Annotated in this window: 5 protein-coding genes; 2 read left to right on the top strand and 3 right to left on the bottom strand. The window is 45.7% G+C overall.

The window, feature by feature from the left end:
* Positions 1-87 precede the first annotated feature (87 nt).
* On the top strand, positions 88-16,578 hold the full coding sequence (locus tag IPM71_08910; protein ID QQS49740.1) for a hypothetical protein: 16,491 nt from the start codon (positions 88-90) through the stop codon (positions 16,576-16,578).
* 18 nt (positions 16,579-16,596) lie between these two features.
* Positions 16,597-17,532, top strand: coding sequence for a SprB repeat-containing protein (locus tag IPM71_08905; protein QQS49739.1), 936 nt, complete (start codon positions 16,597-16,599; stop codon positions 17,530-17,532).
* Here the strand turns inward: IPM71_08905 and wecB are convergent.
* The 3 genes from wecB to IPM71_08890 form a co-directional block, all read right to left on the bottom strand.
* Positions 17,520-18,668 carry a UDP-N-acetylglucosamine 2-epimerase (non-hydrolyzing) gene (wecB, locus tag IPM71_08900; protein QQS49738.1) on the bottom strand — a complete coding sequence of 383 codons (1,149 nt, stop codon included), beginning with the start codon at positions 18,666-18,668 and terminating at the stop codon, positions 17,520-17,522. The two genes, IPM71_08905 and wecB, sit on opposite strands and share 13 nt — an antisense overlap.
* Complete coding sequence (locus tag IPM71_08895; GenBank protein ID QQS49737.1) at positions 18,665-19,444, bottom strand: hypothetical protein; 780 nt, start codon at positions 19,442-19,444, stop codon at positions 18,665-18,667. Before IPM71_08895 ends, wecB begins: the two co-directional genes overlap by 4 nt.
* 82 nt (positions 19,445-19,526) lie before the next feature.
* Positions 19,527-20,717 (bottom strand): T9SS type A sorting domain-containing protein, encoded by a 1,191-nt coding sequence (locus IPM71_08890; GenBank protein QQS49736.1) that lies wholly within the window; start codon positions 20,715-20,717, stop codon positions 19,527-19,529.
* Positions 20,718-20,731: the final 14 nt, after the last annotated feature.

The following is a 20,731-nucleotide window of genomic DNA, read 5'->3' as shown; positions in this document are numbered from 1 at the left end:
TATACTAAAAAGACTATCAGAACTGCTGCCATGAGTAATAGAAAAATGGCTGAAAAGATTGATGTGAAACAAATAAAATAGCTTTCTATGAAAAAAGCTTTACTTCTTATCTCGGTTGTATTATTTTCATTTGTACCCTATATAGCAACAAGCCAGGTAAGCTGGGACGGTGGCGCAGCAACCACCAACTGGGGCGATGCAGCTAACTGGAATCCAGACGGTGTGCCGGTTGCCGGAAATACAGTTACTATTGGTTCGGGATTTACAGTTGTTGTTGACAATGGCAATTATTCCTGTGCCTCAATTACCTTTTCGGCTAACAGCGCCAACACCCTCTTGCAAATTAATACGGGGGGCCAGCTTGACGTAAGCGGCGCCATTACATGCACAGACCCCACAGTTGGTGGCGTAAGCCAAACCATTGCAGTGGATGGAACAAGCATTTTAAATTGTGGTTCCCTGACTCTTGCGAACACCTCTGGTGCCACCGAAACCAACAACCTCATAATTTCCACAGGATCGGCTACAATTAACGGGAACATCACCACCAATGGAGCAGTCAATGAAAACTTTGTAAGCATTACAGGAGCTGGTACCTTAAACCTTGCTGGAACTTTTACGGGCGGAACCTTCACCACCGCCGCAGGAAGTACCGTGCGCTGGTTTGGCGACAACACAGCTTTCCGAAGTATAGTTTACCATCACCTGACTCTTGAACTGCCAGCAGCTGCTGCAGCCAGCCGCATAAAAACATCGGGTGCTGCATTAACCATAAACGGCAACCTGCTCATCGAAAGCCTTCACCCCATCAATACAATCTCGCTCAATGCAGGTGGTTGGAACATTACGGTAGCCGGCAATACACTTATCAGGGCCCGTGGAAGACTTGAAGATGGAAATAACGGCGGCATAAACTCTTTTCAGGGTAATGTTGATATCGAAGCTAATGGTGATTTCTCGACTGGAAGTAATTCCAATCATATTTTTCAGGGAAACATTACCAATGCCGGTCAATTTAATCCAGCTGCAACTGGAACATTTATTTTCGAGGGAAACATCATCAATACAGGATTATTTAGTAAAACTGGTGCTGGAACAGTTACTTTACAAACCAACCCATTAACCCTTACCAACAATAGTGCATCGACCATGACTATTAACGGTACGATGGCAGTAAATGTAAATACCTTACTTGCCGGAAGCGGAGTAATCAGTTTAAACAGTGCGGTAACGCTGGGTTCAGGAGTTACCCTCGACAATAACATATCAGAAGCCACCACCGGGTTAATTCTACTAGGTACACTAAATGGCAATGCCGACAACAGTTCGGTTTACATCAACAGAACTCTCACAAATTATCGCAACGGTACCCAGCCTATGGCCAATGGCACGCTTAATACCACAGGATTTACTCCCAATACCTTTGCCTACAGTTCTGCCGGAGCCCAAAACATCCGGTCCAATACTTACCATCACCTTACATGCAGTGGAGGCGGGTCGGTCACAAAAACACTTCTTGGCAATAGCGTTTTAAATGGAGATTTTACCCTGGTAACTCTCACCTTTTTCAACCCCGCTGATTTTAATTTTTCTGTTATCGGTGCTACTACGTTGGCAGGCACCTATGCCGATGCAACTTTGCCCGGAACCACTTCCTTTGCGAATGTAAACCTTTCGGGCGGTACCATTGCGGGACCCGCCAGCGGCGTAGTAAACATATCAGGAACCCTTACCTTACCCACTGCAAATGCTATTATCGGCAATGTGGCGCTCACAGTAAGCGGCACTACTACAGTGCCGGCAGGCAGAACCATCACCATAAACAATGCTGCAGGGGCAAAAATATTTAATGGTCTTTTCGATATAGCAGGGATTGCATCATTCACCGCGGCACCATCGCTCACTTTTAGCGATATTTTGGTGCAGGGAACCGGAAGTTGGTCGAACACCGGCAATGCCTCTCCCTCAATAGCCGGAAACCTCACTGTTAACACCGGAGCAACATTCACTGCCGGAACCGGAACTTATTCTTTCTCGGGCGCCACAAGAGAAATTAATGGCACCATTGCCAGCATTAGTTTAGCACAAATGGCAGTAAACGGCAGCCTGAGCAACAATATCGCTACGCTGACAGTAACAGGTACCTCCACAGTAACTAACCCCGGAACATTTACAAACAATACCATAGCTAACCTGGCAACGCTGGCCGGAACTGGTACTCTGATACAAGGTATTGGAGCCACCCTAAACCTTTCGGCAACTCCAACAATTGCAAATCTTACTGCCATTGCTATTGCCAATACCATAAATTATAATGGAGCCGGAAACCAGAATGTGATTGCCACTGATTACTTTAACCTCACCCTGAGCGGAGCCAACACTAAAACACTATTGGCTAACACAACTATCGCTGGCGACCTGAATGTGGTTTCCCCTGTAAACTTCAGCATGGGAATAGTTGCCACCACACTCGATGTAAGCGGAAATTCGACTATTAATGGAACCTTTACCATACCAGGTACCACGGCAAAAACAATAAATATGTCCGGCAACCTCACCGGAACTGGCACCATGGCCATTAGTTCGGGAAGTGCATTAGTGCTGCACCAGATTTATTTAGGAGGCGCCACCAATAGCCTTACGGCATTTACTACCGATGCCTATTCTCACCGTATCCATTACAACAGAAATGGAAGTCAAAGCATGCTGGCCTCAGCCAATTACAGGCGTTTGTCGATAGCGGGTACTGGAACAAAAAGCATGTCTGGCAACATTACAACTGCAGATACCATAAGAGTTGTTGGGGGAACCCTCAGCCTTAACTCCAACACACTTACAGTCAATCAACATGTTTTTATAGAAACAGGGGCCGAATTGCTATTAAATAGCAACGCACGCTTATTAATGGCCAACACACGCATCATCACCAACAATGGCACTTTCAGTGTAAACGGATCGGCAGGCAATGTGGCCGAAGTCAATAACAACGGTGCAGGCAGCTGGTTCTACAATCAGCCAGGCGCCACAGCACTATTAAGGGCACGCTATTACCTTATCGGAAATCTTAACAGCGGCTTAAACATCACTGCCGGAAGTATCGATGGTACCAACAACCTGAGCGATGGTGCGTTTACAGCCGGCACAGGAGCTCAGTCCATTCAACTAACAGGCATCGACCTTACTGGACTGCCCGATGTAAGCAATGTAACTTTCAATGCAGGGCCTACCTATAATGTTTCCCGTACTTCTGGCACTGGTGCCATTAACTTTGTAGATGCCAGCGGGGCAAGGGCAGGAGAAAATTTCGACAACGACAATGGAAACCCGGGCACCCTGATTAACTGGACCAACCCATCGAATACTTATTATTCGAACGGCAACCCCGAAGCAGGACTGGTTACCAGCTGGACACGCAACTCCAACGGCACAGGGCCCAATCCATCGAGTGTGACAAACGGCTTAAACACCTTGATTGTACAAGACGGGCATACCCTGATTGTGGACAACAACGGGAACCTGAACGTATTAAAACTACAAATTGGGCAGGGTAGCTCTGGTACCTTACGAATTGGATCGACGGCTACACAAAGAAGTGTAATTGTGCAGGAATTGCTTGATGTACGTGCTGGTGCTACCCTTAATGCAGGTTCGTCGGGTGCTCCGGCACATACCCTGTTGGTTTATGGCAACATTGTAAACAACGGAAATACCAATTTACGGCCTTCTGCTTCAGATGTGGTGAATCTTGAACTATTCGGAAACAGTATAATTTCCGGTTCAAACAGCCCTGTGCTCAATAACATCACCTTTAAAACCGGAAGCAATACTACCGCTTCTGTTCCTCTTGATATCAATGGAAATGTGTTTTTCGAAACAGGATCGGTATTTCAGGATGGAGGATTAACCCACACAGTGGCTGGAAACTGGTCGGCCACCGGAACGGGAGCCATGACCGGCACAGGCACCATTTATTTCGATGGTCTTGTGAATACCATTAACGATAATCCATCGACTTTAATCATTAATTTCAATAACCTCATCTTCGGTGGTGGCGGAGCTGGCTCCTTTCAGGAAAATGTACAGATTAACGGAAACCTTACTGTAACCAACAACACCAACCTTAATCCCACAACCTTAACAGTGGGTATAGGAGGTAATTTTTTAGTCGAAACCGGATCGACTTACAACCATACAGGCAACACCACTACATTTAATGGAACCAATGCACAATCCATTGACTTCGAAGGTACTGTAAACTTTCTGAACCTTACTTTAAGCAACGGGGGTGCTAATGTAAAAACTATAAATGGGAACCTCCTGGCCACTGGATTGGTTACCATTTCATCTACCGCCACAACCGACGGCAATGGTGACCACATAATTAATGGTGGACTGCGAATCGATGGTACCTGCAACTGGTCTGGTTCAGTGACTTTAAGAGGCGGCAACCTTTCTACAGCCAATGCTTCCAACAGCTTAACACTTGGTACAAGCAGCCTCGTTATTGCTGGTAATGTTGGCTTAACGCAAGCACTGCCTGCTACTTCATTAACCGCAAATATCAACAACAATGTATTCATCAATAGTGGTTATCTGTTATTCAACAACAACACTGCAATTGTTGGTCAGCCAGGTTTCAGCCTAAGTGCTGCAGCAGGTATAAGCATTTATATACGAGGAAGCAATAACTTCCCTACCGGCTTTGGAAGCTATAATTTAAATCCAACTTCGTGGGTGCGGTATGATGCTGCTCTGAACCAAACAATCAGATCCCTTTCTTATGGTAACCTCGAAACCAATGGTACAGGTACAATCAAAACTGCTGACGGACCATTGGATGTAAATGGCAACCTCGATCTAAACGGGGCCACCAACCTTGACCTTCAGAATTACAGCCATACTTTTGCCGGCAACATACAAAACGGTACCAACAGTTCAATCGCAGGGAACCTGGCTACCGTAAGCCTCGATGCCGATGATCTCGACCAGATTATTGAGCCAACAGGAACCGGGAACTATTCATTTAACAACCTGACTATTACACTTAACGGACCTTCGGCAACACGCACAAAAACTTTCCAAGCCGGAAGTACCCTCATTCTCGATGGCAACCTGAATATTACAAACAGCGGTGGCAGTATTGCTACCCTGCTCATTGTGAACCTGAACAACAATGCCATAGGAGGCACTCCCAACAACTTTACACTTGGCGAATATTGTCAACTAAACACTAGTCTGGCCGATTTCGGAGCCGGGGTGATGGATAATTTTGGTGGCACCCGTAGTCTGGATGTGAACAGTACCGTTTACTATTCACTAAACGGAGCACAAACCCTGGCCGATGGCTTTACTTATGGAAATATCACCTTTAATGGTGGTAATAAAACAGCCCGCGGGCCGCTTGACATTAATGGCAATATCACAGTAACAGGCGGCACTCCGGTATTTTTCGATGCAGGCTTTAACCATACCCTGGCCGGTAACTGGCTGCTTAACAACACTGCATACTATACAGCAGCATCCGCAACCGGAACCATTACATTCGATGGATCCAGCCAGTCCATTCAGGGTGTTAATTTCAACAATGTAGTAGTAAGCAATACGGGCATTTTGGATGTGGTTACCGACCTGAATATCTATGGAAACCTCACCGTAAACCCGGCTGCCACCATTGATTTTTCGGTACGAAACCTGAATATGTATGGTAATTTCGCAGTGCTGGGCAACGGATTATTCACACAAACCACCGGAACAACTACCTTTAGAGGCTCCACAAATCAAACACTTACTTCTAACAGCAGCAGTTACCTGGGTAATCTTACTATCAATAAGCCCAATGCAGCAGGCTTGCAAACCCTCGCTGTATTAAGCGAGTTGCATGTGAACCTAAATACCCGCATTTTAGGTAATGCCGGCGTGCTGGATATCAGCAACCAAAATATTTACTTATCTGGAAGCCTTAGGCGTGACACAAATTACGTTGAATTAGGCCAAACCTTTCTTGCTGCAGGCAGCAATCTTTATTTCGATGGAGCCGATGCACAATACATTTATAACGAGCATCCGCTACCCTTGATCTTTAACAACATGGTATTTTCGGGTGCAGGCGATAAGGCATTTGGCAGGCAAAACCTCGGATCGATCAATGTAGAGGTAAATGGAAACTTTACTATCAGTGGATCCACAGTAAGCGCTTCCGGCGGAAACTGGGCCAACGTAGACCTTTATATTAGGGGCGATTGGGATAATACAGGCACTTTTCAGCACAACCGCACTGTTTATTTCGATGGAACGGACCAAAACATCAGCGCATCGAGCTTTTACAATGTGAATTTTACGAATTCTGGCACCAAAACCCTTTTAGGGAATATTACCGCCAACCAGGATTTAATTATTTCAGGCACAGCTACCCTCGATGCCAACGACAACGACATTACAGTTTACCGAAACTGGGATAATACAGCCGCTGGTGCCGTATTTCTGCCACGCACTGCAAGCGTTATCTTCCAGGGTGGAAACGGAACCATTTCTACCGGTACCACTACAGGCCCATTGGCAGGGAAAAGCTTCTACGATGTGGAAATCGGAAAAAACACCAATACAGCCAATCTGGCTGGCGACCTCGATGTGAACCATAATCTTGTGATCACTTCCGGAATTTTTCAAACAAATGCCTTTGATTTATGGCTGGCAGGCGACCTGGACAATCAGGCCGGCACCTTCTCGCACAACAACGATGCAAGTATAATCACCCTCGATGGATCTGCTGGAAATTATTCCTTCAATCCGAACCTGGCAGCTTTAAGAGGAATTGTAGTCAATGCTCCCGGAGCAGAATACAGGGTTCAAAGCAATTTTTCCATTACCAATGTAAATTTTGTGCTTACTGCCGGCGACTTTGTATTGAACCGCAACACCATGACGGTAAACAGCAACAACCGCAACATCGTCATCAATGGAGGCACCTTCTTTGTCGATACAGCTTCGACACTGAACTTCAATGGCAATACCCAGTCTGTTGTGAATAGTGGTGGCACCTTCCGTTTAGTTGGTACAACTGCCGAACCTGCGACAGTAACCCGAAATACCGGAACTTTTGCCATCAACCAATCGGCGGGTATTTTCGAAGCCCAATACTACAATGTGCGCAACGGAAACATCACCCTAACCGGGGGTACCATTGATGCAACCAACAACTTCAGCAACGGATTTTTCCTGATGGGTGCCGGCAATGCTTACCTAACCCTGACGGGGCTTGATTTTGCAGATTTTAATCTGCAAAATGTTGTTTTCACCGCCGGGCCAACCTACAATGTATCCCGTACTTCGGGCCTAGGCGTAATAACTTTCCAGGATGCCTCGGGATCTCTTGCCGGCGAAAACTACGACCAGGATAACGGTAACCCTGGCACGTTGATCGAATGGACTTTCCCGGCAGGATTTTTCTGGGATGGCGGTGCACTTACCGAAAACTGGCACGATGCCAACAACTGGTCGGGTAACCTTGTTCCCGGACCAACAGATATTGCTTACCTCGACCATACCTTTGTTCCCGGACCCTATGCAGTAAGAGTGACATCGGCCAATGCCGAAGCTTTGCGTATTTTGCTTGATGCACAGGGAGGAAACGCCATAAGCCTGGTACAGGAAAATGGCTTTGATATGAACATTACAGAGCACTTACAAATTGGGATCAATACTACCTACAGCCTTACCGACAATACCACTCAATTATCGCTTGGAGGAAACTGGGCGAACAGTGGCACCTTTAACCATGGCAGTTCTACGGTTAATTTTATTGGTACAGGAGGAAACAACACTATCAACAGTGGTGGAATAACTGCCGGAAAGGCATTTTACAACCTGGTTATCAATGCCCCCGGAACCAATTACAACCTGAGCAACCCAAGTGACATCGACAACAACTTAACAGTCACTGAAGGTACCTTCAATCTGGCCTCAGGAGCCAATGACATTACCGTGGGTGGCAATTGGTTTATCGACCAGGCCAACGGAGCTATTTTTCAACATGCCACTGCCGATGTAACTTTCGATGGAACCAACCAGAGCATTACCAATGGTACGTTTTACAATTTACTAACTGCAGGAAGTGCTACTAAAACAATTAATTCGAATATCGACATCGACAACAACCTTACCATCGGTGGAGGTACAAGCTTCAATGCCCAGCTCAATAATGTTTATGTAGGCCGAAACTGGGTAAACAATGGCGCTTTTACTCAGACCGGATTAGGAACGGTAATTTTCGATGGTACTGCCGGGCAGAATATCGACCAGGGAAGCAATGCCACGAGCTTTAACCACATTAGTTTCTTTAATGCGGGCGGCAAGACCTTCTTCAACAATTCGAATGTAGCCGAAAGCTTTACTATTAATGGAGGTTCAGGTACTGTAAACCTTAACACCTATCTAATTACCGGCACAGGTACTTCCAATGTGCTTACCAATTTCGGAGTTCTTGAGTTACGAGGTGCCAGCAACTTTCCGGTATCTTTCGAAACCATCAGCATGGCTCCTACCAGCTGGGTTTACTACCAGGCCAATATCAATCAGGATGTATATGCCACCACTTATGGCAATTTGCTTTTAAGGGGAATTACAGCAGTACCCACCACCAAAAGAGCACTTGGCAACCTGGTTATTTCAGGTTCGCTGGATATAGACGATGTGGATTTCACTGTCTTCGATGTAGCCACCAATCAGGCCTATATTACCCTTACCGGTAACCTGGGCATTCGCCCGGCCTGCGACATTATCTGGGGAACCGGCAATGCGACCCTCGAACATGTGGGTGGTGACTGGGCCATTGATGCTGACCTCGATAGCTTAAATCATCTGATATTGGGTGGTAGTGGCGATAAATGGCTGATGGGCAACCTGCTGATTGGGGGCAATGTAACGGTTAAAACCGACATTGATTTTGTCATGTACCAATACTGGAACAATACAATTTTCCGTACCATGCAAGGGCAGGCAAGCAGGTCGTTTATTATCGAAAGTGGCGGACGGGTCTTTAATGCAACCCCTTCTGCTACGGCCCCTGCCATACCGCAAGGTTTTGGAACCTATAATATTGCCGCAAACAGCTCTTATTACCTGAGCAGTCCTGCTGGTGTTGACCAGACTCTTTTTACAGGCAATTCTATCGTCTATGGTAACCTTACCTTCAACAATGTTAAAAATGTAACTTCCGATGGCCTGGCTAACCTGGATGTTAACGGCGACTTTACCATGAACACTTCGGTTTACTTCGATAACGGAAGGAACATCAATGTAGCTGGTCCGAATATTTACCTTACTTTCTATACGCCATCATCTTCATCCATAGTAGTGAATCTCGATGGTTTTGGCAACCAGTATTTGCGCGATGACCAGGAGAACATTCTACTGTTACCCGCCCTTACGCTCTCAGGGTCGGGAGTAAAAACCATTGGCGATGGTAACGATGCTGTAAACGTCGACGGCAACTTTACCAACTCAGCCGGCATTACCGGTGCTTCGGCACGAAATATTGCATTCAACGGAACTAACTGGAATAACAATGGCATTTTTACCCACACAGGAGGTACCCTTACCTTTAGTGGAACCACCGACCAATCGATTAATCCGGGCCCTGCAAATGCACTGAACTATTTCAACAATATAGCTTTCAGCAACGCCACTATAAAAACATTCACAACATATGGTGCCGATATCAATGGCAGCTTTACCATTAATGCAGGAACGGTAGATATGGGTTCGCTGACACACTATCTTCAAGGCTCTCTTATAAATACAGCTGGCGGCACTCTGCTTAGCAGCAATGCGAATCTGATTCTCAATGGTGGTGGCCAGAATATCAATACACCGGCTTTCCAGATCAATGATATCACTTGCCAGGGAACCGGTACGAAGTATATGTTTTCGAACTGGACCATCAACGGTAACCTGCTCATTCAGACAGGTACCACCCTTAACACTTCAGACAATCCATATACTGCCTATTATAATATCTTTATAAAAGGTAACTGGACCAACCAGGGCGGCTTTACAGCCAATACTTCTACTGTTACCTTTGATGGAGCTGCAGGACCTGTGGATATCACCAGCGGTGGATCGAATTTTTACGACGTAGTAATGGCACCCACAGCCGGCGTATCGTATTTGTTACAATCGCCATCGACCCGTTTCAGAAGATCGCTTATTTTAGGCAACAATGCCACTTTAAGTTTAAACTCCAACACCCTAATACTCGGAAGCAACCTTGGCGCAGGAAAAACTTTTACCATCAACGGAATACTTACCGTGAACGAGAATGCTAATATGCTTTTTAACAACCAAGGCTCACAGAGTGTGATGAATGTGAACGCTGGTGGACGCATTAACCTGGTAGGCAGTTCAAGTTCGGATATTGCCACACTTTCACGCGAAGTGGCAGGTGTAGCAGGTGCAGAAACACAAATTAATGTACTGCCCGGTGGTACCATAGCTGCACGCTATTACCTTATCGAATACCTGCAGGATGCCGGAATGAACCTCCAGGTAGGTTCTGTTTTAGATGCCACCAACAACTTTTCGGATGGTACCTGGAGCAACATAAGAACTGTGGCAGGTGTGCGTTACCTTACCATCGAATCGGACTATAGCGGAGGTATTATCTCTAACATAACCTTTAATTATACAGGAACTCCGGTGCAAGGCAGCCATTTCAATGTACGTCGCGAAGCTGCAGCCACACCAGTCGAATTCAGCATTGTAGGGGGTAACCTTGGTGGCTATCTTTATGAAGATGATGAAGAAGCCACTCCTTCGGCCACTACCGGTTTAATTCGCTGGCCCTCTGTTATACTTACCAACTGGACCGGCGCTGTGAATACCAACTGGCATCTGGATGGAAACTGGGATAATGGAGTACCGACCCTCACCATCGATGCCATCATTCCCGACAGGTCGAATGACCCCATTATTTCCAATGCCGATGCAGAGTGTAAAAACCTCACCATCACCACAGGTACACTAGTATTGGATAATAACCGAAACATTACAGCAACCGGCGACATTTCTATCGGCACTGGCGTTAGTGTAGGTATTCTTTCTGTGGCTACAGCGAACAGTGCTATCTATGCTGGTGGTTTATGGACCCGGGGAACAAACGGATTATTCCTTCACGGGAACGGTACTGTAGTATTCAACTCAGGTGCCGGGTCTGCTACCATTCTGCCTCGCACATCAGATTTTTACAATGTTGTTTTCGACAATGCCATTACCAGTTTCTACCTTTCAGGAACTCCCATCAATTTCAGGGGTAAATTTGAAGTGCTCAACGGCAATGTAATCCCTACTACCAACAACTATTTTTACAATGTCGAAGGAGATTTCAACATCAATGGCGGATTGTTCTATCCTACGCAAGGAGCCGTTACACTGGGTAGGGTTACCCTCAATGGAGCAAACCAGGCAGTAACCAGTGGATCATTTTTCGATCTTGTGGTGGCTGGTACAGGAACTAAAACATTTAACAATGCAACCAGGGTTGACGGTGTAGCAACCATTAATTCATCCATGGTAGCTGCTGCAGGTTGTAACATCGATTTTAACGGTAACTTCTACCTCGATGCAGCCGGAAGCTTCAACGATGGCAACGAAACGCATACTTTTGCTGGCTTACGCTGGGATGGTTTGGGAACCTACACAGGCAATGGCACAATTATTTTCGACCGCACGGTAAACGATCAGTCGGTTTTTGCCGGTACTTTCTATAACCTCGATATTAATTGCCCAGGACTTATCTGGCGCTTGCGGAACAACATCACCGTAAACGGCAGTTTTATTCTCCGCCAGGGTACGCAGTATGCTTTTCTATACGACATGCTCATCAACCACCCTGCAGGCACAGGCAGTTTTACCCTGGAAAATACCACACGTTTGTACGTGTCGGGTACCAATAACTTTCCGAAAGGATTTGCCAGCTACAATATGCCGGCTACCAGCACAGTATATTATTGGGGTAGTATTGACCAGAATGTCGATGGTTTGTCGTATGGCAACCTGATAATTAACAATAATACAGTTAAAACTCTTCAGGGAGATATGGAAGTAAAAGGTTCACTTACCTTTAATAATGCCACCCTCGATGTGAGCAATAACAATTACGCCATTACGCTTTCGAGCGCGTGGAACAATGGCGGTACAGGGAACTTTATTTGTCGCCAGGGCGAGGTAATATTGAATGGCACTGTAGCCCAAAATATTACTTTTGCGGCCCTTAATACGAACGAATTTTATAACCTAACCATTAACAATACCGGTTTTGGGGCAGCAGCCAACAACAACACCGCCAATGATTTTGAAGTACAAAATAACCTACTTGTACCTTCAGGTTATTTTAACGCCAACGGGCGCACAATCTATATAGGTGGCGATATGCTGGCAAGTGGAGCTGGAAGCTTCACCAACAATACGGGGACCTATTACCTGAACAGAACAGCAGGCAGTGCTCAAATTGGAGTGAATGGGTCAAGCCTTTTTAACCTTACTATTAACAGTGGTGCAACTTATACTGCTGTCGATGCCTTTAACCTTATCGGCGACTTTAATTTGCTTGCCGGTACCTTCGATGGTAATGGCCAAACAATTAATCTGGGCAATGGTAACAGCGATGTCATCAACATTTTGGGTAATTATCGCATCGGACCGGGTGGATCTTTAGGAATTGGCGATGGAACCACTTTAACCGTAGCTGTAGGGGGAAGTATAGAAGTAGTGGGTAATGCCTCTTCCATTGCCCGTGTATCTCGTAATACTTCAGGCAATAGATATAACTTCAATGTCGATGGAGCTATTGCGGCCCGCTATTATTTGTTCGAATACATGTCTTCCGGTGGTATTAACCTTAGCAGCACTGCACTCATCGACCCTGTAAATAACTTCAGCGATGGTAGCTTTACTCTGGGGGCCAATAGCGGGCAATTGCTTCGCATCGAAAACAACCAGACTTTTGTCGATCCTACTTACATTCACGATGTGGCCTTCCCCGTCAACCCGGGCGGTAGTGCTGCCAACGTAACAAAAACGGGTACTTCGACTGGCATATTGGAGTTCTATAATGCTACAGGGCTTTTTGCAGGCGAAACATACGACAACGATCCATTTAACATCATCAACTGGACCGGCCCTATTGTGCTTACCTGGAATGGGTCGGTGAGTACCGACTGGTTCGATTCGCTCAACTGGACAGCCAACTTTGGCCCTCCCATTGTACCAACAGGCAACGAAAACGTATTTATAGTTCCGGCAACCAATCAGCCATTAATTGATTCCTTGGGTGCCATAACCGGAAACCTGACCATCCAGTCTGGGGCCTTTGTAATACTCAACACTCCTGCTGACGGCGGAGCCACTGACCTTGATATCAATGGCGACCTGACTATCTCAGGTGGTTTACAGGCCAATTCGGCAAACGACTATATTACATGCGAGGGAAGCTGGACAAGAAATGTTACAGGCTCTGTGACCATGAATGGTAATGTCACTTTCGATGGAAGCGGGGGTGCCAAGATTATCAATAACCGGGGTATTGCCTTTGCTAACCTTACCATTGCAGGCACAAGCCAATATCAGCTTGGATGGGCTACTTCCGTAAACGGAAACCTTACCATTGCCAGTGGTTCGACCTTTAGTCTTAGCCCAACCAATTATGCACTCAACGTGGCTGGTAACTGGTTAAACAACGGAACCTTTCTGCCCAATACGGGGAAAGTGACCTTCAATGCTTCTTCAGGTGCACGCAGCATTGATGCAGGGGCATCGGCATTATACGACCTCGATATCAATGCTCCGGGTGTTACCTACACTCTTAGCAATGCCATGTCGATGGCACGCAACCTAAACCTTATCAGTGGTATCCTCGATTTGCAGGGACAAACACTGAACATAGGTGACGGAGGTGTCGATAACCTTACAGTAACAGGCACACTAATGGTTGACGAAGGTGCTGTGCTGAATATGGCCAACAATTCGCGATTGAATGTAAACAGTGGAGGTACACTCAGCCTTCTCGGAACAAGCATATCCAACCTGGCTACTGTTACCAGTCTTACAAGTGGAAGGTACACCTTTAACATCAACGCAGGCGGTAACCTTTCCGCACAATATTACCAGGTAGCCTATACCAATGCCGATGGATTGTATTTACGCAACTCTTCCATCCTTAATCCGGTCTATAATTTATCCGATGGTATCTTTTCAAATGGTTTTCCAGCTTCCGGAATATATATCAGACTTGAAAATGAAATGGCTGAGGACGATACCATTCGCAACGTAACCTTCAATACGGGTCCGCTTTTCAATGTAAGTCGTTTAAGTGGTACTACTGTCTATTACTTTGAAGATGCAGCCGGCCCATTAGGCACTTACGATTTTGAAAACGACCTGGGTGGTCCCGATGCGCTGACAGGTTATATCCGATGGCCCTATCTGAATACCAACATATGGACCGGGGCCACCAATACCGATTGGCATAACAGCGCCAACTGGTCAGCAGGTACCGTGCCGGATATTACACGCAATGCCATTATACCGGCAACCGCTACCTTCTTCCCCAACATATCAGCAGCTCCGGCATTTGCAAAAATGGTCACAGTAAATACGGGTGCATCGCTCACTATATCGCAGAACCTGACCATTGCCGAGGACTTCTTCTACCAGGCAGCAGTAGCTGTAGTAGGCAGTCCGGTAATTGAAGTAGGCGGTAACTGGAGCGAAAATGGAGGCAGCTTTGTACCTGCAACATCCACCGTGCGCATGACAACTCCATCCGGGACATTGGATATAAGCCTCATTAACGGTACGTTTTATAATCTCGAAATCGATGCCCCTGGTGCCGGTTACGATTTAAATAACGTACTGACTATTAACAATAACCTCACCATTGCCAATGGAACATTGAACCTGAGTGGGTATAACCTGAACATCGGAGGTAGTCTGATCAATAGCGATCAATTGGTTGTTGGTACCCGCACAATTACTTTTAATGGTACAGCAGGTTCGCATACAATAAATGCAGGAGGGACTACCCTCTATAACCTTACCATCAATAGTACAGGCACTGCTGCCTATCAGCTTGCAGCCAATACAACAATAAGCAATAACTTTACACTCACAGCCGGATCGTTCGACCTCTCGCCCGATGCAGGTGTAACCAGTTATAACCTTACTGTGAATAACCGTTGGGTAAATACGGCTGGAACTTTTAATGCCCGCGGAGGCATTATTACAGTAGGCGAAAACTGGATTGCCGGTTCTACTTCTGTGTTTCAGGCAGGCACAAGCACTGTGAGGCTTGTATCCAACTCAGGTACACGCACCCTCACACCCAGAGCAAGTAATGCTTTTTACAACCTGCAAACCGATGGCACAGCCATTTTCAGGCTTTCGAGCAACATGGATGTAAACAATAACTTAAACCTCAACGCAGGTACGCTGGATGTAGGTTCCTCCCCTTCTTATTCAATTAACCTCGGAGGCAATTGGGTGAATAATTCAGCTTTCGAAGAAAGAACCGGTATCGTTGTGTTCGATGGTACCAACCAGACAATTACAACCTCCGGAACCGAGACATTCTATAATTTTACCAGCACAAGTGCTAATCTGGTATTGAATAACAATGTACAAATCACCAACGTTTTTAATTTGAATTCGGGCTTTATCAATGCACAGACTAATCTGCTTACATTAGGAACCAGCACCCTTAGCATTGGAATACTGAACTATATTTCTGGAGGCATTGCCGGAGTATTCGAAAGGTGGGTAAATGCTATCGAAACCGACTATTTATTCCCATTGGGAACCTCAACCAATCAAAATCCGTTTGTAGTAAGGTTTATCAGCAACCTTACAGCGGGTTCACTGGCTGGTGAGTTTGTTGCTGCCAACCCTGGCACATCTGGCCTTCCGGTAAACGACGGACTGATACCCATTGACGATGTATTTACCGAAGGGTATTGGCGCCTTGTTGCAAGAAACAGTTTAAGTTCCGATGACTACAATTTATCGGTCAATGGCAGTGGCTTTACCAGCCAGACCTTCGAACCTACAAACCGTATACTTAAACGTACCAACGGTTCGGATTGGGGAGTGGAAGGCACCCATGTCAATGCCGTGGGAACAACAGCCTACCGGCATACACTGACGAGCATAGCTACAACAAATTCCGATTTTTGTATTGGTGTAATCACCTGTATAGGAGGTGCCATTGGTGACATTGATACCGTTTGCGCCGGCGAAGACCTGGTACCATTTATCAATTATGTTTCTCCTACCGGTGGGTCAGGCTATACCTACACCTGGCAGGAAACCAATGTGCTCACTGCTGTGCCGGGCGATGCAAACTGGACCGATATACCTGCTTCGAATGTACTTGCACTTGACTATGGTGTAATTAGCGACACTACCTTGTTTGTGCGCCAGGCTAATGCTACGGGTTGTGGTACAACTTATTCCAATACTATACAAATTGTGACTTACCTGGTACCCGAAACCGGACCACAATATCACATCAGTAATGATTGGGCACCTTAATTGATAACCTTATAAAGAATGAAGCACTTATTCCTGGTCCTTCCTTTCATTTCAATAACAATAATGTCTGCGAATGCTGCTCAATTGAACAATCTGGCAGAATCTGGTTCGATGGATTCTGCCGCTTGCGATATTGTCATTGAGGGATTAGTAAGCAATGTAAATTGCAAAGCTGGCAAGGATGGCAAAATAGACTTAAATGTGAGTGGTACAGGACTTGAGACAATCACCTGGAGCCATGGAGAAACAACTGAGGATGTGTACCAGCTCGAAGCAGGAAGCTACAGCGTTTTAGTGAAAAGCAGCGCCTGCCGCCAAAGTGCAGTATTTGTTGTAAGCGAACCTGAGAATCATTTGCAGATAAGCGAAATACAGATTCAACCACCCACTTGTGCCGACAGGGACGATGCCTCCATTGATCTCCAGATAAAAGGCGGAACGGAACCTTACCTGGTTTACCTCGATACCCTTGTGAGCAATGGAGCATTTTACTCGCTTAAACCAGGTAATTACGCTTTGAAAATAAACGATTCCAAGCTTTGCCGCATCGATATACATGTTGAAATACCAGAAGTGCAGGTCCTACAAATTCAGCTTGGCGAAGATATTGTGCTTCAATCGGGCGAAACAGTAGAAATTGATGCCGGTGCAGGGTATGCCAATTATTATTGGAGTAGTGGGGAAAGAAGCCAGATTTTATTCTTTGCGAAAGAAACAGACAAAATTTATACCGAACAGCTTTCTGTTGAAGTAACAGACTACAATGACTGTACCCACCATTCGAACGTTAAGAAAATTACTGTTTACCCGGCTCAAATCATTGAAAGCGATTCGAACCAAAGGGATAAAGAAACAACCATCGAACCCACGATTTATTCAGAACCAGAAACTTATTCTGCAACAACAACGAATTCTGATACAACGAACTCCACTACTGAGCCCTATTCTGAATAAGCCAGAATTGCAGCCAGACAACGTCCGGCAGTCTGACCATCCCACAGTTCGGGCCGAACAGGTTTTCTTGCTTGCTCCCGGGCAAGCAGGTATTCTGTTTTAATCCGCTCAATATTATTGCCAACCAGCACGCTCACACCTCCATGCTCCTTTAGAGTAACCGGCCGTTCGGTATTCCAGCGCAGAGTAAGGCAGGGCGTTCCGAGTACAGTACATTCTTCCTGCAAACCACCGCTATCGGTAAGCATAATGCGGGCACTCATTGTAAGGCGTAACATCTCGAAATAACCCAAGGGATGCAGCAGTATCAGGTTCGGTGCATTTTTAACCTTGTCCCACAAATCAAATGCTTCCAGTTGCCTGGCTGCCCGGGGATGGATGGGCCACACCAAGGGCATATCTTTGCCTGCCTCATCGATTAAGAATGACAACAACGGCGATAGCACTTTTTTATCATCTACATTCGATGGCCTGTGAAGAGTCATTACTGCAAAGGCATCCTCAATAATAGAATGCTTATGCAGAGCGAATAAAGTGTTCTCTCCAATGATTTTTTCGAAACTGAGTTGAGAAGCTTTCTGGTAATTGGCATCGAGGGTGTCGATCATAATGTTGCCTACAAAGCCTATTTTCTTTGGTGATACACCTTCGCCAATCAGGTTAGCCGACGACAGGCGGTCGGGGGTAAGCAGCAGGTCGCACAAGCGGTCGGTGACCAGGCGGTTAATTTCTTCGGGCATACTCATATCGCCCGAACGAAGGCCTGCTTCGATATGGCAACACTTGATCTGAAGTCGCTTGGCCACTATCGAGCACGAAAGCGTGGCATTGACATCGCCAATCACCACCACCCAATCGGGTTTTTCGCTCAGAAGTACCTTTTCAAATTCAATCATGGTATAGCCCAGTTGCTCGGCATGGGAGCCTGAGCCGATTCCCAGGTTAATGTCAGCCTCCGGTATGGCCAATTCCTCAAAAAAAAGACGCGACATGCGATCGTCATAATGCTGGCCGGTATGCACCAAGGTGTGTTGAATTTTTGATTGTGTGCCGGCATTGTGTTTCTCAATAGCTCTGATAAAAGGAGCTATTTTCATAAAATTGGGCCGGGCACCTACCACCGATAATATTTTCATTTGCGTGTTCGGGTTTTAATCAGGTAGAATTTAATAACATTCTTTATGTTCTGCAACACCAGCTCTTTTACCCAGGGAAGTGATTTTTCAGTCCAGCGTTGCGGATGAAAGGTAAACATAATCTGATCGGGTAAATCCCCCCTATTCGCCGCATTTATAATGTCAATCGTACATTTAAACCTCCAACCAGAAACTTCGAACTTTGAACTTTGAACTTTGTCCCTCACACTCACCTTATCGCCATCCCATCGGCGGCCGGTATCGGTCAGGTACATAACCTGTGAAAAATCGGTATCAAAATAGGGCTCGCCAATAATTCCAAAATCCCTGTAATTGTGGCTTTTCCATAAATCCTTGCTATCGAATTCCGAACGCGGACTGCCATGCATGCAGATAGTTTCAACGGGCACCAGCTTTCGCAAAGCTTCGAGGTTGGTTTTAAAGTCATCAAGGGCCCTATCTAAATTTCCTTTGCAGGTAGTAAGGCATTCGTAATGATATCCTATTTCGTGACCCAGGGCTGCTATCGCTTTAATGATTTCTTCATCCCAGCTTTCGGGCACCGCACGAAAATAGTAACTGCCCCTAATCCCTAATTGATTTTGCATCTGTGCAAAGACCAGCGAATTGGCGGGCAATAAATCCACATCGTGCCGAAGGATGATTGCATTGTTCTGTGGTGTTTTTAAAAATTCTGCATAGGGTTGAAAGGCGTAACCCTGAGCCTGGAGGGCGTAAAGAAGATCTTTATAGGTTTTAAGGGTGAAGTCGCGCATAAATAAATGTTACATTCATAAACCTCTAAAAATATAAAAACCCCACCATACAGGGTAGGGTTTTCAACTAATGAGCTTTCGATTATTTTAACAAAAGCCGTTCTGTCTGCCGGAAATCATCCCCGCTTATTACCAGGGTATAAATACCGGCTGGCAAGTCTTCGCGACTGATTTCCATGTCGTCTGAAGGTACAATAACCTTCGTCATTACCAGTGCACCCTGCGAATTATACAGCTGAAGATGAACCGCAGCTTGCGAACTACCGCTAAGCGAAAATACTTCCGAAACCGGGTTGGGGTATACTTTAAATGACTGGCTTGTCTCAGAATCTGTAACTGATGCATCTGCCGCCTTAAACCTTGATTTTTCAGGCTCGCAACGACCGAGTGTAGCTCCTTTTGCCAGCAAAGCAGGCACGGCATTTTTCGACACACAAATACTGTTACCATTATGGCAAACCGCTACTTTTTTAGCCTGATCTATCCTGTAGAAATAGAGGTAATTGTAATTATTTGTCCAGCCTGTCGGGGTACAGATTTCGAACAACACATTGCTCCACAGACCATAGTTATTATAGAAATAGCTCCGGCGCGAGTCGTTGATATAAACCGGATTGGCTTTATCCGAAGCCGGATCGATTTTGGTGTAAATAATCTGCGACACCTTATTCTGAGCATTGTAGGAGTAGTCCTGAATATTGGTTATCAGCCCGTCGGAAACCCTTTCGAACCGCAGCTGACTGATCAATCCGTTCTGATAGCTGTAATGCCTGTACTGATAATCGTAGAAAATACCGTCTTTGCGTCTTAATTGCCAGATCACGCGCGAGAGAATTCCATTTTGGTATTCATAAATCCAATACGATCCAGGGTTCCATTGCTCAGAACTCCAGCTGCTTATCAGTTCGTTGATGATTTTGCCCTGCTCATTGTAGTCCGATTCCTTTTTCTGGCTATTTACAAGAATTCCTTCCTCCCACTCTACCAGCAAATCAAAATCGTTAATGCCCTGTTCATTGTAAAAGTAGTTCCATTGCCAGACAGAATCGCGGGTACTCCCATTGAGCAACAATAATTTCGATAAATCATCCTGTTCGTAGAAATAGTGCCTGAGATTTTCAGTGACCCAGGTACTGTCGGCAGCATTCCATTTATTGTAGAACATCGAATCGATATGGGCCGGATATTCTTCACATTTTATATGCGTCTGCTCTTTCTGTCCAAAGGCCTGAAGGCCAAGGAAAAAAACCATTACTTTTAAAAGATGTTTCATAATCATAAAATTTC

The organism is Bacteroidota bacterium, from assembly GCA_016699695.1.
Taxonomy (GTDB): domain Bacteria; phylum Bacteroidota; class Bacteroidia; order Bacteroidales; family UBA10428; genus UBA10428.
Note: the sequence above shows the minus strand (reverse complement) of the source record. Positions and strands in the feature narration are given on the sequence as shown.